Genomic DNA, 24406 nt, shown 5'->3' with positions numbered 1-24406 from the left:
ATCACAGGTAGGCAGAAGGTTTGGTGATTGTTAGGGCGTCATTGCTGGCAAGCCAGCTCCCACAGGGATTTGTGAATATCGCAAAACGTGTGGGAGCTGGCTTGCCAGCGATGAGGCCATAAACAGCGCCGTGCAAAAAGGATCTGCCAATGTTCTCCAGGCTCATTCTGTTCAGCGCTTTTGCGCTGCTAAGCCCATTCAATTGGGCCGCTCCACAACCCGCGTTGACGGTCTACGGCGAAGCCCCCAAATACGCCCCGGACTTCCAGCACCTGGCTTACACCAATCCCGACGCTCCCAAGGGCGGGTCACTGCGCCGCTCCTCGCTGGAAAGCGGCCCGTTCGATCACCTGATTCCGTACATCGACAAAGGCACTGGCGTCGCCGAGATCGACGGCTGGCTCTACGCGCCGCTGGCCTATCGCAGCAAGGACGAACCCTACAGCGTCTACGGCCTGGTGGCGCAGCAGATGGAGCTGGATGCGGATCGCCGCTGGTTGCGCTTTTACCTCAACCCCAAGGCCCGGTTCGACGACGGCACGCCAATCACTGCCGAAGACGTGCGTTACACCTTCGAGCTGTTCACCACTCAGGGCAGCCTCAAATACCGCCAACAGTTTCGTGACGTCGCCGATGTCGTGGTGGAGTCGCCGACGCAAGTGCGCTTCAACTTCAAGAACAACGACAGCCGCACCTTGCCACTGGATCTGGCGACACTGCCGGTGCTGCCCGAACACTGGTGGCGCACGCGTGACTTCGCCGAGGGCGCCGGTTTCGAGATCCCGCCGGGCAGCGGCCCGTACCGGATCAGCGCGGTGGATGCCGGGCGTAGCGTGAAATTTCAGCGCGTTGCCGACTGGTGGGCCAAGGACCTGCCGATCACGCGCGGCCTGTATAACTTCGATCACTTGAGTGTGGAGTTCTTCGCCGACACCGATGTTTCACGGCAAGTGCTCAAAGCTGGCGGCTTCGACTACAACCGCGAATTTTCCGCGACCAGTTACACCATCGGCTATGCCGGGGCGGCGCTGGAGCAGGGCAAACTGCTCCGCGAACATCTGGCGCCAGGTGCCGCGCAAGGTTCGCAGGGTTTCGTGTTCAACCTGCAAAAACCGCTGTTTCAGGATCGCCGGGTGCGGCAGGCGATCGCCATGCTCTGGGATTTCGAATGGAGCAACCGGCAGATGATGCGCAGCATGTACTTGCGGCAGCGCAGTTACTTCTCGCACAGCGCATTGGCCGCCACCGAGTTGCCGGACGCCGAGGAACTGAAAATCCTCGAACCGTGGCGCGGCAAGATCCCCGACGAGGTGTTTACCCAAGTCTTCGAAGCGCCGAAAACCGACGGCAGCGGCAACATTCGCGCCGAGCAGTTACAAGCCCTGAAACTGCTCGAAGCCGCCGGCTGGAAACCCCGTGGCGATCAGTTGGTGAATGCCAAAGGCGAGCCACTGCAGTTCACCTTTCTCAACGGTCAGAAGGGTTTTGAACGGCTGCTGCTGCCGTTCAAGCGCAACCTGGCACAGATCGGTGTCGGCTTCGATATTCGCCAGGTCGACACCGCGCAATACACCAACCGCGTGCGCAATCGCGACTACGACATGATCGTCGTGGGTTACCCGGTGAGTCAGGTGCCGGGGCGCGAGATGTTCAATTACTTCGGCTCTGACGGCGCCGACGATCCCGGCTCGAATAACTACATGGTGCTGCGTGATCCGGCGGTCGATGCCTTGCTCGAAGGGCTGGTGCAGGCCGACAACCGCGAAAGCCTGCTGCGCCATGCCCATGCCCTGGATCGGGCGTTGCAGTGGGGTTACTACTGGATTCCCAATTACTACCCGCCGGGAATTTCCACGGTGTGGTGGAACCGTTTTGGCCGCCCGGCGACAGCGCCGCTGTATGACGCCGGGCTCGATACCTGGTGGGAAATCAGCCCGACCGCGTTGACCGCCACGCAGCTGCAGCAACAGCAAAAGGAGTATGCGCATGTGGGGCTATAGCCTGCGGCGTCTGCTGCTGATCGTGCCGACTTTGCTCGCTATTCTGCTGGTCAATTTCGTGATCGTGCAGGCCGCGCCGGGTGGCCCGGTGGAGCAGGCCATCGCGCGCTTGCAGGGCATCGGAGTCGGCGCAACGGTGGGCGGCGGTCATGTCGAAACCATTGGCGGCGAATCCCGCGCGACCCGAGGCCTGGACCCGAAACTGGTGGCCGACATCGAGCGTCAGTACGGCTTCGACAAACCCGCCGGTGAACGCCTGTGGCTGATGCTCAAAAGCTACGCGCACCTGGATTTCGGTCAGAGCTTTTTCCGTGGTGCCAGCGTCACCGAACTGATCTGGCAGAAGCTGCCAGTGACCTTGTCGCTGGGCTTGTGGGCCACGCTGATCACTTATCTGGTGTCGATTCCGCTGGGCATTCGCAAGGCCGTGCATAACGGTTCGGCGTTCGATGTCTGGAGCAGCGTGGCGATCATCATCGGCTACGCGATGCCGGGGTTTCTGTTTGCGCTGTTGTTGATCATCGTGTTTGCCGGCGGTTCCGCGCTGGACTGGTTTCCGGTACGCGGGCTGGTCTCCGACAACTTCGCCGAGCTGTCGCCGTGGGCCAAGGTTGCCGATTACTTCTGGCATCTGGTGCTGCCGGTCACCGCGCTGGTGATCGGCGGATTCGCCACGCTGACCATCCTCACCAAAAACAGCTTTCTCAACGAAATCTCGCGCCTGTACGTGGTGACGGCACGAGCCAAGGGCCTGAGCCAGCGTCAGGTGTTGTACGGCCATGTGTTTCGCAACGCGATGCTGCTGGTGGTCGCCGGATTACCGCAGGCACTGGTGACGGTATTTTTCGGCGGCTCATTGCTGATCGAAGTGATCTTCTCCCTCGATGGCCTCGGCCGTCTCAGTTACGAGGCGGCGGTGTCGCGTGACTACCCGGTGGTGTTCGGTTCGTTGTTCATCTTCACCCTGTTCGGCCTGCTGATAAAACTGCTCGGCGACCTGTGCTACACGCTGGTCGACCCGCGCATCGACTTCACCGCGAGGACTGCCTGATGCTGACCTTATCTCCCATCGGACAGCGGCGCTGGGCGCGGTTCAAGGCGCATCGGCGTGGCTGGTGGTCGTTGTGGCTGTTTCTGCTGTTGTTCGGTCTGAGCCTGGGCGGCGAGCTGATCGCCAATGACAAACCGCTGCTGGTCGAGTATCAGGGCCAGTGGTACTTCCCGGCGTTCAAGCGCTACACCGAGCAGGATTTCGCTGGCGAACTGCCGTTCCAGCCGGACTATCGCAGCGCGCAGGTGCGGCAACTGATCGAAGAGCACGGCGGACGGATGTGGTTTGCGCCGATCCCGTTCGGTTTCGATACGGTGAATTACGACCTGAGCGAGCCGGCACCGAGCCCGCCGAGCGCCGAGAACTGGCTGGGCACCGACGATCAGGCGCGGGATGTGCTCGCGCGGGTGATCTTCGGCACGCGGGTGTCGTTGCTGTTTGCCTTGGCGCTGACCTCTGCCAGTGCGCTGATCGGCATCGCTGCCGGCGCCTTGCAAGGCTATTACGGCGGTTGGGTCGATCTGCTTGGGCAGCGGTTGCTGGAGGTATGGTCGGGGCTGCCGGTGTTGTACCTGTTGATCATTCTGTCCGGATTTGTCGAGCCGAATTTCTGGTGGCTGCTGGGAATCATGGCGCTGTTTTCCTGGCTGAGTCTGGTGGATGTGGTGCGCGCCGAGTTTCTGCGCAGCCGCGGTCTGGAATACGTGAAAGCCGCGCGGGCGTTGGGCGTTGGCGATGTGCAGGTGATCTGTCGGCACATCCTGCCCAATGCGATGAGCGCGACCCTGACCTATCTGCCGTTCATTCTCACCGGGGCGATTGCGACCTTGTCGGCGCTGGATTTCCTCGGTTTCGGCATGCCCGCCGGCAGCGCCTCGCTGGGCGAACTGATCGGCCAAGGCAAGAGCAATCTGCAAGCGCCGTGGTTGGGGCTGACGGCGTTTTTTGCCCTGGCGCTGATTCTTTCTCTGTTGGTGTTCATCGGTGAGGCTTGCCGAGATGCTTATGATCCAAGGACTTGAGATGAGCGAAAACCTGATCGAAATACGCAACCTGCGTGTGGCATTCAACGGCCAGCCTGTGGTGCATGGCATCGACCTCGATATTCGTCCGGGCGAATGCCTGGCACTGGTCGGCGAGTCCGGCTCGGGCAAATCGGTGACCGCTCACAGCATCCTGCAATTGCTCGACCCGAACATCACGCGGCTCGATGGCAGCATTCGTTATGCCGGCGAAGAGCTGCTCGGCGTGCATGAGCGTTATCTGCGCCAGTTACGCGGCAACCGTATCGCGATGATTTTTCAGGAGCCGATGAGTTCGCTGAATCCACTGCATACGATCGAGCGGCAACTCGGCGAGAGCCTGGCGCTGCACAAAGGCCTGGCGGGCGCGCAGGCCCGTGAACGGATGCTTGAACTGCTCGAACTGGTCGGCATTCAGAAGCCGCGCGAACGGCTCAAGGCCTATCCGCATCAACTCTCCGGCGGCCAGCGCCAACGGGTGATGATCGCCATGGCGCTGGCCTGTGAGCCGCAATTGTTGATCGCAGACGAACCCACCACTGCGCTGGACGTGACGGTGCAGCGCAGGATTCTGTTGCTGCTCAAGAAATTGCAGCAGCGCCTGGGCATGGCGCTGCTGATCATCAGCCATGACCTCAATCTGGTGCGCACCCTCGCGCAACGGGTGGCGGTGATGCGCGGTGGACGGATCGTCGAGCAGGCGCCGTGCGAGCAGTTGTTCAGTGCGCCGCAGCATCCTTACAGCATTGAATTGCTGAATGCCGAGCCGGGCGGGCATGCCTTGTGTCTCGACGCGACAGAGGACTTGTTGCAAGTTCGCGATCTGAAGGTGCGTTTTCGTCTGAGCGGCGGTTGGCTGCGGCGCAACACCTGGCTGGACGCGGTGAAGGGCATCGATCTGAATCTGCAGCGCGGCAAAACGCTGGGGATTGTCGGCGAGTCGGGCTCGGGCAAGTCGACATTGGGCCAGGCGATTCTGCGTCTGATCGACGCCGAGGGCAGCATTCACTTTGCCGGTGAGGCGCTGCAGCAGTTGAGCGGCAAGCAACTGCGACCCCTGCGCAAGCGCCTGCAAGTGGTGTTTCAGGATCCGTTCGGCAGCCTCAGCCCGCGCCTGTGTGTGGAGCAGATCATTGCCGAGGGTCTGCAGGTGCACAGCGATTTGAATGCTGCCGAGCGCGAACAGACGGTGATCGACGCGCTGCGCGAGGTCGGCCTCGATCCGGCAACCCGACATCGTTATCCGCACGAATTTTCCGGCGGACAACGCCAACGGATTGCAATCGCCCGGGCGCTGGTGCTCAAACCGGATCTGATCTTGCTCGATGAGCCGACCTCGGCGCTGGATCGCACGGTGCAGAAGCAGATCGTTGCTTTATTGCGGCGACTGCAGGAAGAGCATGGGCTGACTTATCTGTTCATCAGTCATGACCTGGCGGTGGTGCGGGCGTTGGCCCATGATCTGATTGTGATGAAGGAGGGGGAGGTGGTGGAGCGGGGGGAGGCCAGTGCGCTGTTCAGTGCGGCGCAACATCCCTACACGCAGGAGTTGCTGGCGGCATCCATTGTGGAGGCGAGGCTGGCGCGAAATCCTGTAGGAGCTGTCGAGTGAAACGAGGCTGCGATCTTTTGATCTTGATCGTTAAAAGCAAGATCAAAAGATCGCAGCGTGCCGCAGCTCCTACAGGGGCCAGACGCAAAAATCCCGCCACAGGGGCGGGATTTTCTTCAAACCGAACGCAAGTCTTACGACGGGAACAGCTCGGACAGCTTCATCGACAGCATCATGTCGCCTTCAACGCGCAGTTTGCCGCCCATGAACGCTTGCATGCCGTCGGTTTCACCGCTGACGATGTCTTTCAGCGTTGCACTGTCCAGTACCAGCGTGCAGTTGGCGTTGGCGTTTTCGCCTTCCTGAATGTCGCAAGTACCGTCTTTGACGATCAACGCGTAGTGCTTGTCTTCGTCGGTGATGTTGAAACCGAAGACCAGATCCAGACCGGCAGCGGCGGCTGGGTTGAACTTGGCTTGCATCGCTTTTACGGCATCAGCTACGGAGGTCATGGTTCGATCCTTATGGGTTGATTGCAGCAGGGTCACAGTTATCCGGACTCAACGGTAAGTGATGAGTTCCGGGGCCTTCAGCAGTTGCAGATGCGCATGACTGTTGAAGGAAGCCAGAGTCACCTCGCGACCGCGGAATTTCAGCTGGTTGAGCGAGGTGTTGACGATTTGCCAATTCAGTTCAAAGGCCTGCCTGGCCGGTATTTGGGTAATCAGGTGGAGCAGGGCGGTAATGGTGCCGCCGGAGGTGAATACGGCGATTTTCTGATTGCTGTCGGCTTGTTCGAGGATGCGCTGGAGCCCCCCCTGAACCCGTTCGACGAAACCCAGCCAGCTTTCCAGCCCCGGGGTGTCATGGGTGCCGGCCAGCCAGCGCTCGATGACCAGCGCGAAGATGCGCTGGAACTCGGCGCGGTTCTGCGCAGCGTTGCGCAGGATGTCGATGGCTTCCGGCTCGTCCTCCAGCATGGCGGGGATCAGCGCACGAATCACTGCGTCGGCGTCGAACTCGTTGAACGCAGAGTCGGTCTCCAGCGTCGGTACCGAAAGGCCCTTGGCGCTGAATTGCTCCAGCGCGCTGCTGGCCGTGTGTTGCTGGCGGCGCAGGTCGCCCGCCAGGCAGCGATCGAAACGGATTCCAAACTCGGCCAGGTGCTGGCCGAGGATTTCTGCCTGGCGCACACCGATGGGCGACAGGACGTCATAGTCGTCTGCACCAAAGGAGGCCTGGCCATGTCGAATCAGATAGATGCTGCCCACGTCCGCGTCATCCCGGTACGTTGAAGGTTGTGGCGAGGTTATGAGGATGATGGAGTGCTGTCAATGAAAAAACATACGCTTGTTTGAAATGCTCGTTACAGGCCTGTTGCCAGAGGTTTCACGGCTGGCCGAGGAGGCGGCGCATGGGTATGCTGGAACCATCCCGCGCGTGTTTTTGCATCCGCGCATTGTTTTAAGGAGTCTCTGTGGAGTTTTTCACCGAATACGCCAGCTTCCTGGCCAAGACCGTAACGCTGGTGGTCGCCATTCTGGTGGTGCTCGCCAGTTTTGCTGCATTGCGCAGCAAGGGCCGGCGCAAGTCGTCCGGGCAGTTGCAGGTCAGCAAGCTCAACGATTTCTATAAAGGCTTGCGTGAGCGCCTGGAGCAGACCCTGCTCGACAAGGATCAGCTCAAGGCCCTGCGCAAGGGCCAGGCCAAATCGGAGAAGTCCGAGAAGAAGCAAAAGAACAAACCCGAGGCCAAATCCCGGGTGTTCGTGCTGGATTTCGACGGTGATATCAAGGCCTCGGCCACCGAGAGCCTGCGTCACGAAATCACTGCATTGCTGACCCTCGCCACGCCGAAGGACGAAGTGGTGCTGCGCCTGGAAAGTGGCGGTGGCATGGTGCACAGCTACGGTCTGGCCTCATCGCAACTGGCGCGGATCCGTGAGGCCGGCGTGCCGTTGACCGTGTGCATCGACAAGGTCGCCGCCAGCGGCGGTTACATGATGGCGTGCATCGGCGAAAAGATCATCAGCGCCCCGTTCGCGATTCTCGGCTCGATCGGGGTAGTCGCGCAGCTGCCCAACGTCAATCGTCTGCTGAAAAAGCACGACATCGATTTCGAAGTGCTGACCGCGGGTGAGTACAAGCGCACCCTGACCGTATTCGGCGAAAACACCGAGAAGGGCCGGGAGAAGTTTCAGGAAGACCTGGACATCACCCACCAGTTGTTCAAGAACTTCGTGGCCCGTTATCGGCCACAACTGGCCATCGATGAAGTGGCTACCGGAGAAGTCTGGCTGGGTGTCGCGGCGCTGGACAAACAGTTGGTCGATGAACTCAAGACCAGCGACGAATACCTGGCCGACAAGGCGAAGAAAGCCGAGGTCTACCACCTGCATTACGCCGAGCGCAAAAGCCTGCCGGAACGCATCGGCATGGCCGCCAGTGGTTCGGTGGAGCGCGTGTTGGTGAACGGCTGGAGTCGCCTGACCCAGCAACGCTTCTGGTAAGCCACTTGTATAAAAGGCCCTTCATTGTTCTGCAATGAAGGGCCTTTTTTATTGAGGTGGTATATATGTATTTTTTAAGTTTGAAATGTTGATTGTGCGACCTTTGGTTTGATCTGTTATTCGCGCTTTTATAAAGAGTTCGGCTCGTTAAGCTGATGACTCCTTTAAGTGCTTGAGATCATCATGTCCTCGTCAGCCGATATAACTACCCCAGCCACGCCAACTTCAGAACAGAAAGGCCTCTTTTTTGATTTGATCAAAAAGAATGCACCGTCCTGGATATTGGCGGCTCCCGAGGCGTTGCGCCGCGAACTCTACGACAGCCTCATTGAAAGTCATCGCACGCGCAGTACCGCAGGCGAACTCCTGAACAAACTGCAGTCGCCCGAGCAGTTTTGCTCGCCCTTGCTGGCCAAGGCAATGTCCGACAAGCTGTCCATGCCACTGGACGTGTCCGGCGTGGTATTTCAACACGTGCGTTCAACGTCGAGCCTGCTGGGACTGCGCAAAAAACTGGTGCTGCCGATCAATCGCGATCTGCTGGTCGCCGCGTGCGAGAACTTCGAATCCCGCGAAACCGAGGCGAATAACTACAGCGACACTTCACTGATCTATATCCCGCAGGAACTGAACGGTGGCGTGGCTTCGATATTGCCAATACAACCCCATGAGTTTGCGCGATTGTGCCGGACACTGGACCTGGGCAAGCAATATCAGACTCATCTTGAATCGGTATTTGAACTTAACGTCGAATCGAGCAATGTGCTTAGCCAGTGCGCTGCCCATGTGCGAAGTTGTTTTGATGTGGATCGGCATATTGCGCTGATGAGAAAACATATCAGCACGTCGGTTCATCAAATGTTGAAGTCCGTGAAGGACGGCGACAGCACGATCAAACTGGGGGAAAACACCCTGGGGTATCAGAGTCTGGAAATGTTCAACATGACCCTGCATGGCCCACTGTTCATCGGACCTGTCAGTGAGCACGCCGACGATGATTATCGCTGTGTCGTTTACCTGCCGGGCGATCCGCTGCATCCGCTGAAAGAATATGCCTCGTTCACCGACTTTGAGGTCGAGTTGAGCAGACGCCTGAAAAATCCGGCGTTCAAGACGTTTTTCATGGGCTTCCTGAAGCTGGGCGAGCGCGCGGCCTTTCAACAGGAACTGAACATTCGCTTGTACCCCGGGGGCAGTTCACTACTGACGAGCTCCGGCACCTACGTGACGTTGACGGGTGTCGATATCGAGGGCGATCCCTTTACCCGGATACATCGTCAGCAGGTTGCGCGGACTTTGGCCGATGCCCGGCTTCTGGTGGTTCCCACGGATGATGAAGACGAGAAAACCCGCCTCGCACGCCTGGAGACTTTCAAGGAAATCGGTATCAATCTACTGCTGGTCGCGGCCTCATTTTTGCCCGGAGTGGGTGAAGTGCTGTTGACGCTGGGCACTCTGCAGCTCCTGTCGCACGTGTATGAGGGCATTGCCAGCTGGACCCGTGGCGAGCAGGAGCAGGCCACGGATCACCTGTTCGATGTCATCGAAAACATCATTCTGATGGCTGCTTTCGCTGCCGGGACGAAAGCCATCGGGGCAGCCTATAAAACCGTCAGGTCATCGGCCTTCATCGAACGTTTGATTGCGGTCAATCCGGGCGGTGGACGCTTACGTCTGTGGAAGCCGGATCTCAGGGCTTATCGTCAGCTTCGGCGGTTGCCCAAAGGATTGCCCGTCGATGAGCGCGGACTGCGTTGGTTCGAGGGACAGGCTTACGTCACCCTCGACACCGTTCGGTACGCGGTGCATCAGCAACCTGAAACCGAATTGTGGGAAGTGCTGCCTCCACCGGGCGCAGCAGAAGGCTACCGTCCGTTGCTCGAAACCAATGACCGCGGTGCCTGGCGCCATGACTCGGAGCGGGTGCAGGAGTGGGGGCGGCTGACGTTGTTTCGTCGTTTCGGCTACGCCAGAGAAGCGATCCCGGACGCCGTGGCGACGCGTGTTCTGGCGGTCAGTGGACTTGATGACAGCGTGTTGCGGCAGGTGCATATCGATCAGGTGCAGACCCCGGCACTGCTGGTCGATACCGTGCAACGTTTCATGGCGGACGCTGCAGTCAGGGCGTTTATCGAACAATTGCAGGCGCCGAGTGCTGCAGCGTTGGCCGATCCTGATCTGCAGTTGCATGTGCTCACCGCCGCGGTGAAATGGCCCTCCGATAACGCAATCAGCGTGGTCAACGCATTGGAGTACCCAGTCAACCGTTACGGTTCGCAAACCGCCAAGAGCGTTATCCGGCTGACTGAGGACGCGCTGCACAACGGTCAGTTACACCGTTCGCTGCTGTCGAAGCTTTCGCGCAATCAGCGAGAAAGCCTGCTCGGCAACGCGTCGACGAACACTGAAGTGCAAGCGCAGGAACTGGCGCGGATCATTGCCGAACAGGCTCAAACCGCGCGCCCCGATTTGTTCCGGCGGGTATACCAGCGTAGCCAAGTCCCAAGTCATCCCCGGGTCGCGGTACTGATGCAACACTTTTCCGAGCTGCCCGCCAGTGCCGCCGAAGAGCTGGTGAACAATGCGTTCAGTGGCGAATGGCACGAGCTGGACGCGAAACGCGTGCCCTTGCGGCTGGCGGAGGAGGCCCGGCGTTATCAGCAGATGATCCGTGTCTGTCGCGCCTACGAAGGTCTGTATCTCGACGGAGTGGGAGGGCAGTACACCAATCGACTGGTGCTCGATGCACTCAAACACCTCCCGGGCTGGTCGGACGCCGCGTTCGTGCAAATACTCGAATGGACCGCGACCCATGATTCGGCAGCCGCGATTGGACCGAAGACAGCGAGCGAGCGCACGGTGGTCAGCGTGTTCGAGGATCGCATCAACGTTATCCAGGGCAGCGACGCACCGCTTGTCACATTCACCAGGCGCACCCGCGAACACTATTTCAGGGCGCTCTGGATGGGGCTTTCGACACAGCGCAGGACGGCGCTGGGCGTACAGGCGGAAAATGGTGCCGCCATGCTGCAGGAAAAAATTACCCGAGCGGCGCAGGAGCGACGGACGATCTTCGCGCACACCGTTGGCGCGCGTCTCGGAGAGCTGTCACCCATGGGACTGGCCGAACGTCCTGCCATTGTGTCGAGTGCGGCCTCCGGCGAAGTTACCAACGTCATGGTGCGCCGGGCCCTGGAGCTTTATCCGATGCACACCCCGGCGCAGATTCATCGTTTGCTCAACGCCTTGGGCACTAATGAAATCAAGGTGCTGATGAAGCTCGAAGCACTGCGGCTGGAGTTTTTCGCGCTCAGGGAAACCTTGAGTCGCTGGGTCAGCCGTCAGACTTGGCACCTGAGCGCCGATGGCACACGGCAGCCGACTTCCCGTGGCAGCAAGCTGCGTGCCATGCGCGCGATCATTCGCAGTTGGCGCAAAGAGCCGGGGAATGTGGCTGCAGACCAAAGTTTATATGGCACCTTGCGGTTCGCGCCGGAGCCTTTGGGGGAGCTGCCGTCGGTGGTGGCCGATTTCAGCCATGTCGGGCGGGTCATCATGGACGGAGTAATGCCCGATGCCGGACTAAACAATTTTCTGCGCAACTTCAGCCAGTTGCGCAGTCTGTCGCTGAGCGACAATCAGTTGAGCCAGTTACCCGAGTCGCTGGAGCGAATACGCTGGCTGACGCATCTGGACCTGAGCAGCAATCGCCTGCAGTCCTCTGAAGCATCGCTTGCTCAATTGGGGCGGATGAAAGACCTGCGGGTGCTGCACCTTGATTTCAACCCGAACCTGGCGCAGCTGCCCGATCTCGGTGGGCTGGCGCATCTTGAGCAGTTGACCGTGCGCGCAAGCCGGATGACACATTGGCCACCGCGCCTGTCCGGGCTGCGTCGATTGCAGTTGCTGGATCTGCGCGACAACCTTATTGAAACCTTGCCAGCACAGGCGTTCGACACTACCCAATTGCCGCAGATAATTCGCTTGCACGGCAATCCGTTGTCCTCCGACACGCTGAAAAACATCGCGACTTATCAGCAGACCTCCAATGGTCGTTTTGGTGTGACGGCCATGGAGGGGCGCAAATCTCCACTGCAAACCGTGGCGCGGGAAGATCAAAGCGTGCAGTGGCTGGCTGGGGAAAGTGCCAGCGTGGCGTCGTCCCGGCGCGAGGTATGGGAGGCGCTGCGCGCGTTACCCGATTCCACGGATTTTTTCCAAGTGCTGTTGCAACTGGTGCACACCGCGGAATTCACCCGCGTGTATCCGCATTTGCGTCAGCGTGTCTGGGATGTGGTGGACGCGGCTGCCGGCGATCAGCGCCTGCGCCGGTCATTGTTCAGTGCGGCGCGCAGTGCCAGGGTCAGTGTCGACGGGTACAGCGCGTTGTTCAGCGAAATGGAAGTGCTGGTCTTGTGTTTCCGTGCGAGGGCGGCAGCTACCGCCGGTGTGCAGGCGCTGGAAGAGCAACTGGTGAGTCTGCTCAAGGGCCTGTTCCGTTTGCACGAAGTGGAAAGCCTGGCGCTGGCGGACATCAGCGCACGTTTTCACACCGCGCCGATGGACTACGATCAGGCGCTGCAAGTCAGCCTGGCCTATCGGGTGGGTCTGGCGCAACGCCTGAACCTGCCGGCGCAACCGCGAACGCTGAGCAGCCCCTTGACTGTCGAGGTGTCGCCGACCGTTCTGGATCAGGCCTTTCAACAGGTGCTCAAGACCGAGAGCAGCGGCGCCTTACGCGACTGGAGCATGGCGCAAACATTCTGGGTCGAGTATCTGGAGTCGGCCCACAGTGATCGGTTTTCCGCAGTGAACGAACAGACGTCGCGGGCGATGGCTCAATTGGAAGGGCAGATCGAACTGACGCGCGAGGCGGCCTCGACGCAGATGAATGCCATCCTCGACAACTTCGGTAATCAGCGCCGGGAATTGATCGGGCAACTGACGGATCAGGCATTGGCACGCCACGCCGAACCTGACGTGTCAAAGGCCGCGACGGCTGAAATGCTGGAGGCTTGATGAGGCGTCGCTTGCACGCAACGCTTGGCGTTAACGCCCGGAATGAACAACGCCTTGAGCCCGATTGCAGGCTCAAGGCGTTTTTCGATCAGCGACGACGGAACAGCGGCAGCGGTTCGTCGGTGGCGGCCTGATAAGTGACCGAGAAGTCCTTCAGGCTTTCCAGTGCTTCGTACGGGTCTTTGTCGGCGCGCAAGGCGAACGCGTCGAAACCGCAGCGGTGCATGTAGAACAACTGGTCACGCAGCACATCGCCAATTGCCCGCAGTTCGCCTTTGAAACCGTAACGGTCGCGCAGCAGGCGGGCGTTGGAGTAGTTGCGGCCGTCGGTGAAGGCCGGGAAGTTCAGCGCGATGACCTGGAATTCGGCCACGTCGTCACCGATTTCCTCGGCTTCTTCATCTGCGTCCAGCCACACACCCAGTCCGCCGTCGCGGGCCTTGAGCATGCGGCTGTGTTCACGCCAAAGCTGCAAAGGAACGATCAGATCGTCGCAATTGCTGATGTCGTCGATGTTGAAATCTTTCGGCAGCAGGTGCCAGGTTTCGTCGACGACTTCGTTGTTCTTAATGATTCGCTGCATAGACGCGTTCCTTGAAGAGGTCGATGCCAATACGCTGGTAGGTGTCGATGAAGCGCTCGTCTTCGGTACGTTGTTCAACGTACACGTCGATCAGCTTCGAGATCACGTCCGGCATGTCGTCCTGAGCAAAGGACGGGCCGAGAATCTTGCCCAGGCTCGCGTCACGGCTGGCGCTGCCACCGAGGGATACCTGGTAGAACTCTTCACCTTTCTTGTCCACCCCGAGAATGCCGATGTGACCGACGTGGTGGTGACCGCAGGCGTTCATGCAACCGGAGATGTTCAGGTCCAGCTCGCCGATGTCGAACAGGTAATCCAGGTCGTCGAAACGGCGCTGGATCGATTCGGCGATCGGGATCGACTTGGCGTTGGCCAGCGAGCAGAAATCACCGCCCGGGCAGCAGATGATGTCGGTCAGCAGGCCGATGTTTGGCGTGGCGAAACCGCTTTCACGCAGTTCGCCCCACAGGGTGAACAACTGGCTCTGCTCGACGTCGGCCAGAATGATGTTCTGCTCGTGGGACGTGCGCAGTTGGCCGAAGCTGTAGCGCTCGGCCAGGTCGGCGACGGCGTCGAGCTGCTTGTCGGTGATGTCGCCCGGGGCAACGCCGGTGGGTTTCAGCGACAGGGTCACCGCGACATAGCCCGGCTTTTTGTGCGCCAGGGTGTTGCGCGAACGCCAGCGGGCGAAACCCGGATGCTCTTTGTCGAGTTCGGCCAGGTCGGCAGTCTGGTTCTCCAGAACCTTGTAGTCCGGATCGACGAAGTGCTTGGCGACGCGATGCAGTTCGGCTTCGGTCAGTGTGGTCTGGCCGCCGCGCAGGTGCTCCATCTCGGCATCGACTTTTTGCGCGAAGACTTCGGGGGTCAGCGCCTTGACGAGGATCTTGATCCGCGCCTTGTATTTGTTGTCGCGACGGCCATAGCGGTTGTACACACGCAGGATGGCGTCGAGGTAGCTCAACAGGTCCTGCCACGGCAGGAACTCGTTGATGAATGCGCCGACCACCGGGGTACGGCCCAGGCCACCGCCGACCAGTACACGGAAACCCAGTTCGCCGGCGGCGTTGTGGACCGGCTCGAGGCCGATGTCGTGAACTTCGATGGCGGCACGGTCAGCGGTCGATCCGTTGACGGCAATCTTGAATTTGCGTGGCAGGTAGGCGAATTCCGGGTGGAATGTAGTCCACTGACGGACGATTTCGCACCATGGGCGCGGGTCGATCACTTCATCGGCGGCGACACCGGCGAACTGGTCGGTGGTGACGTTGCGCAGGCAGTTGCCGCTGGTCTGGATCGCGTGCATTTGCACAGTGGCCAGTTCCGCGAGGATGTCCGGGATGTCTTCCACCGCCGGCCAGTTGAACTGCACGTTCTGCCGGGTACTGATATGGGCGTAGCCCTTGTCGTAGTCGCGGGCAATCTTCGCCATCATGCGCACCTGACGGGAAGTCAGTTGGCCGTAAGGCACCGCCACGCGCAACATCGGCGCAAAACGCTGGATGTACAGGCCATTTTGCAGGCGCAGGGGGCGGAATTCTTCTTCGCTCAGCTCACCTGCCAGATAGCGTCGGGTCTGATCACGGAACTGCTTGACGCGGTCCTCGATGATCCGCTGATCGTACTCGTCGTATACGTACATATAAGTCCTGTTCTCAGGCTTTGGGCTACTCGGAAAACGCTGCGTTTTCGCTTGCTGGAGTCCGATGGTGCCTCTGCAATTACGCGCGCACGGCCGCGCACTCCCTAACGGAGCCGGGGCAATATACCCGTTTGCAGTTATGCGCAAAAGTGATGTTTGAGTATATGTAAAGAACCAAATCGCCTAACGAGAATAGTTGTTGATTAACCCACATTTGTCGCGGGGACAATCATCGTCTTAACTGTGATCGAGTCTTTCTGCAATCACCGATAAAACCGACAAGAGGCGATGCAATGAGCAATCCGACCAAGGCAAAGAAAAGCGATAGCAGTGTCGATGCATGGGCCATTCTGTTCCTGATTATTCTGGTCGTAGGGACAGCGGTATTCTGGGTCAGCCATCAGTAAACGACCGATCCGGGTCCGCTTCCGACGATTGTCGGACAAAAAACGGGATCAGGCGTCAATAGCCGCTGATTCGGGGGCTATAATGCGCGGCCATTTTTCCTTGGGCCCGGGTCTTTCATGTTGAAGTTTTTCTGTCTCAGCCTCCTGCTGTTCGGTGCGGTTTTCGGATCCGCAGCCCGGGCCGAGTCGGTGCTGTTCCTCAACCCGGGTACGACTCAGGAAGCGTTCTGGGTCAGCTATTCGCAATTCATGCAAGCGGCGGCCCACGACCTGGGCGTCGATTTGCAGATCCTTTATTCCCGACGCCAGCCCGAACTCACCGTGGCCCAGGCCAGGATTGCCCTGCAGGGACCGAACCGTCCCGACTACCTGATGTTCGTCAACGAGCAGTACGTTGCACCACAGATCCTGCGCCTGGCGGAAGGCAGCGGGGTCAAGCTGTTCATGGTCAACGCGGTGCTGACCGCCGATCAGCAGGCGCTGGTCGGCGAGCGTGCCGATCGCATTGGCAGCCTGGTGCCCAATGACGAGGAGGGCGGCTACCTGATGATGAAAGAGTTGATTCGCTTGCATCCGCCAGTGGCGCGAGACGAGCCGATCGAAGTGCTGGCGTTTTCCGGCCTGAAGATCACGCCGTCGGCGCAATTGCGCGAGCGCGGCATGCAGCGCGCCTTGGCCGAACATCCTCAGGTGCGCCTGCGACAACTGGTGTACAGCGGCTGGACACGGCAGCGCGCCTACGAACAGGCGCGGCAACTGGTCAGCCGGTATCCGAAGGTGTCACTGGTGTGGTCGGCGAATGACGAGATGGCGTTCGGCGCCATGCGCGCGTTTGCCGAAGCGGGCAAGGTGCCGGGCAAGGACGTGCTGTTCAGTGCGGTCAATACCTCATCCGAGGCGTTGCAGGCGGTGATCGATGGACGCCTGAGCGCACTGGTGGGCGGTCATTTCACCCTCGGTGGCTGGGCGCTGGTGGAGTTGCATGACTATGACCAGGGCGTCGACCTGGCCCGTTACGGCGGTCGTGATCGCCAGGTGCCGTTGCTGCAACTGATCGACAAGCATCAGGCCCGGCAGATTCTGGCCATGGGCTCGACACCGGGTTACGGGGTGAGCTTTCGCAAGCTGTCCGCCAAGGGGCGTCCGGCCTCGTATCGTTACCCGTTCGACCTGCAGACCCTGATGCACTGACCGCCCTCAGACCCCGGCGAAATGCAGCACCAGCTTGACGATGGCAAACAGGGTCAGGGCGAACACGGCGGTGAAGCCGATCCCCAGGATCACGAAGTGGCTGGGCTTGCCATGGGTGAAGTCCCTTGCCCGATTCTTCCCGCTTTGCACGCCGAATGCCGCCGCCATCACGCTGTGCAGCATCTGCCAGAAGCTCGGTGGTTTGTTGTCGACTGGATCGTCCATAAATCCCCCGTCCGAAAGGCTGTCCCGACAGCATAGTCAATCCTGCCGGTTGTGCCGTGGTCGCACGGGGGATCCTGACGTGTCCGGTCATACGTCCACGGCCATGCGATAACTATGTACCGCAAGTCACTGCGGCGGACATGGTGTCCTGTGCTCCCATTATTCAGGAGAGACAGGATGTCCCATCATTCCCCGACGTTGCCCCGTGCGCCCGTCAGCGCCAGCGTCCACGGCAGGTTGCTTGAGCAGGTGATCCCCGATTGGCTGATTGCCGCCTCGCCAGCCCGGCGAGCCGCAATGAAAGCGGCCAGTACCCGTCCACCGCCCGGCTATCACGAATTCCCGCAGGAACAGCAACAAGTCTTGAAAGACCAGGTCACGGCTGCCTTTGTCGCCCAGACCCGACTCGACAAGACCATGGCCGGCCTCGAAAGCGTCGAGGCATTTGCCCAAACATTGCTTGGTGAGGCCCTCAAGGATCAGTTCAACGTCACGGTCGATCTCGGCAAGACTTTGCTGTGTCTCAGACGGCCCCTCGAACTCGGAGTGCTGGAGGTGGAAGTGTCCACCTTCGAAGTGTTGAAACTGCCATTGCTGCAAGCGGCACTGCACAACTTCGAGGCCTGGGAATGTGAAGCAGGGGCCTATCACGCCCAATCCGGTTTCGTGGTCGAGACAGCGACCCCCGGCGAGTTTCAGGCCGCAGAAATCGGCATCTCGGTCAGTCAGTTTCTGACGCTGTGTCGTTCACTCGACGTCGGTGCGCGTTATCAGACACGGATCAAAGCGTTTTTCGAGAACAACGACACCTTGCGTGAACAGTTCATTGCCAGTCAGAAAGCCGCGCTGCGTGCCGCCGCGCAATGGGCGCTGCTGAAAAAGGACATCGAGCCTGCCGACTACCGGATGATTCTGTCGGTGGTGGACGGTCAGATCCACCCGCAACTCGGCGGCAAGGCCGTGTGGTTTCGCGATCTGAGCCTGATGAAACGGCGAATGACCGGTTGCGTCGTGTTCAGCATCAGCGAGCGCTACCGCTACACCAACGAATTCATCGTCTACATTCCCCATGACCCGCAACACCCGCTCAAGCGTTACAGCAGCGCGCAGATGCGGGAGGTGTTCAAACGCAAATTCACGGCGACCGACACTACGGCTACCGGACAAGGACCGACCGCTTACCAGCAGTTTTTCAGTCAGTTCGTGGCCTACGCCGACCGTCCTTACTATTTCAGTCAGTTCACCCAAAAGGCTGCGGACGCCCCGAGTGATCCGTTGCATTCGATCTGGGTCAAGGTCGCACAGCTGATACCGCCGCTGTCCACTATCGTGCAGATCAAGGAGTTGCCACCCGAAGTCCCCGGCAAGCGCGAGCCGCAGCCTGACCCGTATCTCGACCCGTTTGCCATCACGCGCCAGGACGTTGCCGGGATCTGGGGCGCCAACACCGATTTGTGGCAATACCTTTACGAACAGCACCGGGCCAAATTCATCGCCGACGCGCGCGCCCATGCCGCCCCGACGGCGGATGTCGATGCCCGGGTCCGCGCAGCCAAACTCAGTCATTTGCTCGAACTCGGCATGCTGGGGTTGAACATGGTGTCGATGTTCGTCCCGGTGCTGGGCGAAATCATGATGACTGTGATGGCGGGGCAACTGCTCTACGAGTCCTTCGAAGGCGCCATCGAATGGTCGGAAGGCGATCGTCAGGCTGCCAAGGCGCATCTGGTCGATGTGGCGCAGAACCTGGCGCTGATTGGCGTAATGGGCGCTGTGGGCAAGGGCGTAAGCCGACTGCGCCCGGCCTCCGCCGAACCCGTGATCGAGCACCTGCAACCGGTCGAGCGGCCCGACGGCTCGGTTCGCCTGTGGAAACCCGACCTCGATACCTACGCCAGCGACATTGTCCTGCCTGCGACTGCCGGGCCCGACGCGCAAGGCGTGTATCGATTCGACGGCAAGACGTTCATTCGCCAGCAGGGCAAGCTCTATCAGACGCACTACGATGAGAACCTGAATAACTGGCGCATCCTCCACCCGCAGGATCCGGCGGCGTATCAACCGATCCTCGAGCACAATCGAATGGGCGCCTGGCGCCACACCCACGAGCGGCCGCTGCACTGGGATCGACTGACCTTGCTGCGGCGCATCGGTCACTCGACTGACGCATTTTCGGATGAGCAATTGCTCGAAATCGCCGACCTCAGTGGTGTCAGTGATGATGCCCTGCGCCAGATGCACCTCGATCACCAGCCGGCGCCACTGGCCCTGGCCGATACCTTGCGCCTGTATGAGGCGAATCAGCAGGTCGGGCGTTTGATCGATCAGGTCGAACGAGGAACCAGGCTTGACGATTCGTACCTGCTGACGCTGCCCATGCTTACGCAAATGCCGCGCTGGCCGAGCGGGCAGATGCTGGAAGTCTTCGACGGACCGCAGTTGTCCGGGCCCAGCCGTCTGTTCGGCGCGCAGTCAGGTGCAATCGAGGGCCCGACGCGTGCGCCGATCCGGATCACCCGCGCCGACGTGCTCGACGGCCAACTGCCTGAGCGCATTCTGGCAACGCTGGATGAGCCGCAAACCGTTTGGCTGCTGGGTGCCGAGTCGGCGCGGGTCATCGAAACCCGGCCGCTGGAGTTGCGCAAACAGATCGCCGATTACCTGCGAACCCGGCAGCCGGCGATGTTCGACAGGCTGTATGACGAACCCGCGTTGAACGACCCGCGAATCGCCAGGCTACAAGCCGCCACACCGGGGCTGGGCAGCTCGGCGTCAATCCGTGTGCTGCTCGAGGCGAACGACGAGGAACTGACGCGTCTGCAAAACGGTGGGCGGGTACCGTTGCGGCTGCTGGAGATCTCCCGTGAATATGCCCGGCAGCGGCGCTTCAACCATGCGATTGCCGGTCTGCACATGGAAAATTCGGCCGGCGGCGACAGCCAATGGCTGGCCTTGCGCGCTTTGGAGCGGCTGCCGGGCTGGTCGGACGAGGTGCGTCTGGAAGTACGCGAAGGCAGTGTCGACGGGCCGTTGATCGACAGCATCGGCAGCGAAAGCGCCGGTCAGACCCAGTATCTGGTCAAGCGCGGGCCGGTCTATCAGGCGTACAACGCGCACGGGGAAGCGCTCAACGGCGTCCCGCGGCGCGGGGACAACTTTTTTGCCTCGGTTCTCCATGCGTTGCCCGATCAGACGCGACAGGCTCTGGGTTTTGCTGAAGTTTCGCGTAGGGCCGGACTGCGCCGGGCACTGATCGAGTATGTGGCCCGCCATCGCACCGAACTGGCTCGGCTAGCGAGCAGGCGCCATGGCCACAAGCAACGCTTCAAGGCGCCGGTGCGGGTGCGCCAGCATGGCCTGGGTTATTACGCCAGCGGTCGCGGCGAAGGCGTAAACCCGCTGCTGGTGACGCGCGTGCAGGATGTGTATCCGGCGCTCACCGATCAGCAGGCGGGCGGGTTCATCCTCAAGCAATTGGCCGCCGGGCGGACTGACGCGCAGATCTACGAGATGTTGCAACGGCGCCTGCGTGAATGGCAGGCGCTCGAATCGACACTGGCGCAATGGGAAGGTGTGCCTTCCCCGGAGCCGACGCTGCAATCGATGATCGGCGGCAAATCCAGCGTCGTGCGCAGCCTCAAGCAGAGCTGGCGCCATGCGCCCCTGGCCGAGAGTCAGGCGAGTGCCGCACGCCTCGATCTGACGTGCGACGAGCCGTTGCCGGAGCTGACGGCAGATTTCTCGCATGTGCGTGACCTGCGCATCAGAGGGCGTTGCATCACCGATGCCAACGGCGATGCACTGTTGAGCCGTTTCCCCAGGCTCAAGGCGCTGCGCATCAATGGCACCGCAGAAACGTTTACCAACGTGCCGACGGTGCTGCAGAACATGCCGGAACTGACTGACCTGACGCTCTACGGCGCGATGCCCTATGCCGCCGATATGCCGGCACGCCTGGCTCAATTGACCCGACTTGAAGCATTGAGTGTCAGTACCTCGAGTTACCAGTCACTGGCGTTCGACGTCAGCGGCATGCGCAATTTGCGCAGCCTGGACATCGTCGCCTATTCATTGTTCGACTGGCCTGCGGGTGCGCTGGAGTTACCGGCCCTGGAGCGTCTGAACCTCCGGGATACAAGCATCAGCACCGTGCCCGCCGAGCTGCTGCAGGGGCATGAAAAACTCTGGTCGGGGCTGTCGCTGGACTGGTCAAGATTCTCCCGGGAAAACTTCGCTGGCGTGTACGAATACGTCAAAACCCTGCCGGAACACCTGATCGATCGCGAGACGATGGTCAGGGATTATTGTCGCGGCGAGTTGCGGCGTCTGGGCGAGGGTGTGCATCAATCCACCGAGGGCATATTCCATCGTTTCTTTGAGCAATGGCCGGATGAGCAACAGCGTTTCACCGCCATCAATGCCTTGAGCGATCAATATGCTGCGCTGGAACGTGAACTCAGTCAGTGGCAGCAGCGCCTGGTGGTGTCGGCAGAATCGCTGTCCGAACTGATCGCGCGATCAAACCTGGCGCATGTTCTCAAAGCCAGTTGGCGCAACGGACTGTTCAAGCGCTATGGCGCAACGATCAGCGCCTCGACCGTGGATTTGTCGAGGTTGAGGCTCAGCGAACTTCCGGTGTTGCCGGCAGACGCCTTTGCGCATGTACGCACGCTGCTGCTCAATGGCCAGCGGGTTGCCGGTGCGCAGATGCGCGGTTTCATCAGCGCTTTCAGCGAAGTCCGCACCCTTGATCTGAGTAACAATGCCTTGCACGAATGGCCGATCGAGTCGCAGCGTCTTTCGCGCCTGATGCACCTGGACCTCGCCGACAATCTGTTGACCGACAGTTCGCGCCTGCAGAGCGGATTGGGTGAATTGCCTGCGCTCGAACAACTGAATCTGCGCAACAATCCGCTGAGCGATTTGAACGTCGGCAGTCTGCAGCGCTTGAAGGCCCTCGACCTGCAGCGTACGCACCTGCAACATTGGCCGGCAGGCGCAGAAGGCTTGCCGCAACTGTCGTGGCTGGACCTGCGCGAGACCCGTATCAGCACGCTGCCACCTGCCGTGCTCGAGAGCACCTCACTGCTCAACACCAACCTGACCGGCGCGCCCCTGACCGCAGCGGCGTCGGCGCAGCTGCGGTCGGCGCAACTGCGGCTCGAGCACGAACTGGGCCTTCCTGCCGGCGCGCTGGAGGCATTTGCCCGGGAGCCGGTGCCGGCGACGTTTCCTCCAGCGGAGAACGGTTTGACCGTGGCCCGCCAGTTGCTGCCGTTGACGCCAGCACCTGTCAGTACCGGGCTGGCACGCATGCGCCAGAATCTGCAGCGGTTGCAGCCGGCCTTTAGCGATGAACAAGCCATGCAAGTGATCGAGGCGCTGCGTAGCGATGGCGCCACCGATGTGCAGATCGAGGAGCGGATCACGGGCTGGAGTCAGACATTCGAAACCCTCGTTCGCCGACTCAACGGCTGGCTGTATACCCGGGAAACCCGTGGAGCCGACTGGGTCATCTCCTCGCAGTCGCGCAGCCTCGCGGCGTGGCGCATCCTCACCTGCTGGCGTGCCAGGTTAGCGGTTGCCGGGGGCGATGCGGTTCTGGATCTCAACGGCCTGCAATTGGGCGATCTACCGGCGCTGCCCGAGTATTTCGGGCATGTCGGCAGCCTGGACCTGACAGGCACTCGGGTGACGACCGAGGGCAGCGACGGGTTTCTCAAGTCGTTCACCCACCTGCGTCATCTGACCCTTAATGGCAATGCGCTGACAGCGCTGCCTGATCGCGTCCGGCAGATGCCGCAACTGGAGCGACTCGAGCTTTCCAGCAACCACTTCGGCGACACCGAGCACCTGTATGCCGCGCTGTCCGGTCTGGAACATCTGCAAGCTCTGGACCTGAGCTACAACTACCTCGATGCGTTCGACGTCAGCTATTTCGAGCATTTGCAACGTCTGGATCTGCGCAACAACAACCTGGCCGAATGGCCGGCCGGTGCGCTGGATGCCCGGCACCTGCGGACACTGAACCTCAGTCGCAACGACATCACCGCCATCCCCGAAGAGGCGCTGGACGGTCAGCACGATGAGCTGATGGACGGCACCGACCTGACTGACAACTACAACCTGTCGCAGGAGTCCCTCGAAAGGCTCAGGGCCTATCAGACGGCGGGTGACCGCCAGCGAGTGCTCGGTTTCTCGAGTTCCGAACTGGAGGAAATGGCTGACGACGTTGCCGGCGGGCTCAGCGAAACCACGGACAGCATCGAGTCGGACGAATCGCTCCCGGACGAACAGTCCCATGCGCAGCAGAAGGCGCCGTGGCTGGCGAATCTGCTGCCGGAACAGGCGTCCGCCCGAGACCGGCTCTGGGATCAATTGGCTGCGGAACCGGACAGCGGGGCATTCTTCCATTTGCTTGACCGATTGCAGGACACCCAGGAGTTTCGCGTGGCCAATGCCGACCTGACCCGACGGGTCTGGAGGGTCATGGAGGCTGCCGCCGCCGACAGTGAGCTGCGCGAGGTGATTTTCGCCGGCTCGGCCACCCATGGAACGTGCGTGGACGGGCGAATCCTCACCTTCAGTGGTCTGGAGAGCAAGGTCTTTACCTACAACGCTTTGCTCGATTTGCCGGCCGGTCGCCCGGGAATTCGTGGCGAGGCCTTGTTGTCCCTGTCGCGGCAACTGTTCCGGCTGGACAAGGTCGATGAACTGGCAAAAGCAGCGGCCGCACGGAGTGGTTTTGACGAAGCCGAAGTCCGCCTCGGTTACCGGATCGGTCTGACCGGTGGCTGGGAGGATGGACTGGAATTGCCCGGGCAGCCGAAAAACATGAAATTTGCCTCCGGTGTAACGCCTCAGCAGTTGTTCGATGCGCGGGCCGAGGTGGTTAACGCGGAACACTCCGACCGGTTTCTGGAGGATCTGATCCAGCGCGATTACTGGCTGGATTACCTCAAGGAGCAGCAGCCCGAAGCGTTCAGGCAAATGGATGAAGTGCAGCTGATGGAGGAGGGCGAGGACGACGGTCTGAGTGCTGACGACCCGCTTTATCTGAGCCGGTTGTTTGATCAGGCAGCGGCGCGCAATGCCAGGCTCATCGAATTGACGCGACAGGAGATTGAACGGATCGGTTTGTCTGCCGACAAGGCACCAATGCCCGGCTCCTCCGGGCAATCGTCAGGCGCGTAAAACCTGGTGAA

The 24406-nt window shown here is 60.5% G+C and carries 13 protein-coding genes; 8 read left to right on the top strand and 5 right to left on the bottom strand.

All coding sequences use genetic code 11. The features are described 5' to 3' along the window. The first annotated feature begins 149 nt into the window (after positions 1 to 149). Genes ACYZUM_RS13045 through ACYZUM_RS13030 form a run of 4 tightly spaced genes read left to right on the top strand, consistent with a single transcriptional unit; the run spans position 150 to position 5685 of the window. Positions 150 to 2000, top strand: a complete 1851-nt coding sequence (locus tag ACYZUM_RS13045; RefSeq protein ID WP_108182860.1) for an extracellular solute-binding protein — start codon at positions 150 to 152, stop codon at positions 1998 to 2000. Continuing rightward, the gene (locus ACYZUM_RS13040) at positions 1987 to 3051 is read left to right on the top strand and encodes a microcin C ABC transporter permease YejB (RefSeq protein ID WP_108182859.1); all 1065 of its coding nucleotides are present in this window, start codon (positions 1987 to 1989) and stop codon (positions 3049 to 3051) included. Before ACYZUM_RS13045 ends, ACYZUM_RS13040 begins: the two co-directional genes overlap by 14 nt. Next, positions 3051 to 4073 carry an ABC transporter permease gene (locus ACYZUM_RS13035; RefSeq protein ID WP_108182858.1) on the top strand — a complete coding sequence of 341 codons (1023 nt, stop codon included), beginning with the start codon at positions 3051 to 3053 and terminating at the stop codon, positions 4071 to 4073. The genes ACYZUM_RS13040 and ACYZUM_RS13035 overlap by 1 nt, the downstream gene beginning before the upstream one ends. 1 nt (position 4074) lies before the next feature. Then, positions 4075 to 5685: an ABC transporter ATP-binding protein gene (locus ACYZUM_RS13030; RefSeq protein WP_108182857.1), complete on the top strand. Its 1611-nt coding sequence runs from the start codon at positions 4075 to 4077 to the stop codon at positions 5683 to 5685. 134 nt (positions 5686 to 5819) lie between these two features. On the opposite strand, the gene ACYZUM_RS13025 is transcribed toward ACYZUM_RS13030, so the two are convergent. After that, positions 5820 to 6137, bottom strand: coding sequence for an SCP2 sterol-binding domain-containing protein (locus ACYZUM_RS13025; protein ID WP_041072702.1), 318 nt, complete (start codon positions 6135 to 6137; stop codon positions 5820 to 5822). A 48-nt stretch (positions 6138 to 6185) separates the two neighbouring features. Continuing rightward, positions 6186 to 6896, bottom strand: a complete 711-nt coding sequence (locus ACYZUM_RS13020; RefSeq protein ID WP_108182856.1) for a histidine phosphatase family protein — start codon at positions 6894 to 6896, stop codon at positions 6186 to 6188. Positions 6897 to 7102: 206 nt separating this feature from the next. On the opposite strand from ACYZUM_RS13020, the gene sohB reads away from it, so the two are divergent. Beyond that, positions 7103 to 8134, top strand: coding sequence for a protease SohB (gene sohB, locus ACYZUM_RS13015; protein ID WP_041072698.1), 1032 nt, complete (start codon positions 7103 to 7105; stop codon positions 8132 to 8134). A 183-nt stretch (positions 8135 to 8317) separates the two neighbouring features. Then, entirely contained in the window at positions 8318 to 13153 is a 4836-nt protein-coding gene (locus ACYZUM_RS13010) for an NEL-type E3 ubiquitin ligase domain-containing protein (protein ID WP_142579806.1), read from the top strand. Positions 13154 to 13241: 88 nt separating this feature from the next. On the opposite strand, the gene ACYZUM_RS13005 is transcribed toward ACYZUM_RS13010, so the two are convergent. Both ACYZUM_RS13005 and ACYZUM_RS13000 read right to left on the bottom strand, forming a co-directional pair. Next, positions 13242 to 13736 carry a DUF934 domain-containing protein gene (locus tag ACYZUM_RS13005; RefSeq protein ID WP_108182854.1) on the bottom strand — a complete coding sequence of 165 codons (495 nt, stop codon included), beginning with the start codon at positions 13734 to 13736 and terminating at the stop codon, positions 13242 to 13244. After that, entirely contained in the window at positions 13720 to 15378 is a 1659-nt protein-coding gene (locus ACYZUM_RS13000) for a nitrite/sulfite reductase (protein ID WP_108182853.1), read from the bottom strand. The genes ACYZUM_RS13005 and ACYZUM_RS13000 overlap by 17 nt, the downstream gene beginning before the upstream one ends. Before the next feature lie 524 nt (positions 15379 to 15902). On the opposite strand from ACYZUM_RS13000, the gene ACYZUM_RS12995 reads away from it, so the two are divergent. Next, entirely contained in the window at positions 15903 to 16976 is a 1074-nt protein-coding gene (locus ACYZUM_RS12995) for an ABC transporter substrate-binding protein (protein WP_108182852.1), read from the top strand. 6 nt (positions 16977 to 16982) lie between these two features. Here the strand turns inward: ACYZUM_RS12995 and ACYZUM_RS12990 are convergent, their stop codons facing one another. Then, on the bottom strand, positions 16983 to 17201 hold the full coding sequence (locus ACYZUM_RS12990; protein ID WP_025112547.1) for a DUF2970 domain-containing protein: 219 nt from the start codon (positions 17199 to 17201) through the stop codon (positions 16983 to 16985). A gap of 177 nt (positions 17202 to 17378) precedes the next feature. Between ACYZUM_RS12990 and ACYZUM_RS12985 the strand changes: the two genes are divergently transcribed. Next, a complete protein-coding gene (locus tag ACYZUM_RS12985) occupies positions 17379 to 24395 on the top strand; it encodes an NEL-type E3 ubiquitin ligase domain-containing protein (RefSeq protein ID WP_108182851.1) in 7017 nt (2338 codons plus the stop codon). Positions 24396 to 24406 lie beyond the last annotated feature (11 nt).

It is taken from the genome of Pseudomonas sp. m6p, from assembly GCF_055760375.1.
The sequence above is the reverse complement of the archived record's forward strand: the minus strand, read 5'-3'. Positions and strand labels throughout refer to the sequence as shown.

Excerpts from the sequence above, each read along its gene's own strand:
- ACYZUM_RS13045 (WP_108182860.1), top strand. The coding sequence starts at position 150 with ATGTTCTCCAGGCTCATTCTGTTCAGCGCTTTTGCGCTGCTAAGCCCA.
- ACYZUM_RS13040 (WP_108182859.1), top strand. The coding sequence starts at position 1,987 with ATGTGGGGCTATAGCCTGCGGCGTCTGCTGCTGATCGTGCCGACTTTG.
- ACYZUM_RS13035 (WP_108182858.1), top strand. The coding sequence starts at position 3,051 with ATGCTGACCTTATCTCCCATCGGACAGCGGCGCTGGGCGCGGTTCAAG.
- ACYZUM_RS13030 (WP_108182857.1), top strand. The coding sequence starts at position 4,075 with ATGAGCGAAAACCTGATCGAAATACGCAACCTGCGTGTGGCATTCAAC.
- ACYZUM_RS13025 (WP_041072702.1), bottom strand. The coding sequence starts at position 6,137 with ATGACCTCCGTAGCTGATGCCGTAAAAGCGATGCAAGCCAAGTTCAAC.
- ACYZUM_RS13010 (WP_142579806.1), top strand. The coding sequence starts at position 8,318 with ATGTCCTCGTCAGCCGATATAACTACCCCAGCCACGCCAACTTCAGAA.
- ACYZUM_RS13005 (WP_108182854.1), bottom strand. The coding sequence starts at position 13,736 with ATGCAGCGAATCATTAAGAACAACGAAGTCGTCGACGAAACCTGGCAC.
- ACYZUM_RS13000 (WP_108182853.1), bottom strand. The coding sequence starts at position 15,378 with ATGTACGTATACGACGAGTACGATCAGCGGATCATCGAGGACCGCGTC.
- ACYZUM_RS12995 (WP_108182852.1), top strand. The coding sequence starts at position 15,903 with ATGTTGAAGTTTTTCTGTCTCAGCCTCCTGCTGTTCGGTGCGGTTTTC.
- ACYZUM_RS12990 (WP_025112547.1), bottom strand. The coding sequence starts at position 17,201 with ATGGACGATCCAGTCGACAACAAACCACCGAGCTTCTGGCAGATGCTG.
- ACYZUM_RS12985 (WP_108182851.1), top strand. The coding sequence starts at position 17,379 with ATGTCCCATCATTCCCCGACGTTGCCCCGTGCGCCCGTCAGCGCCAGC.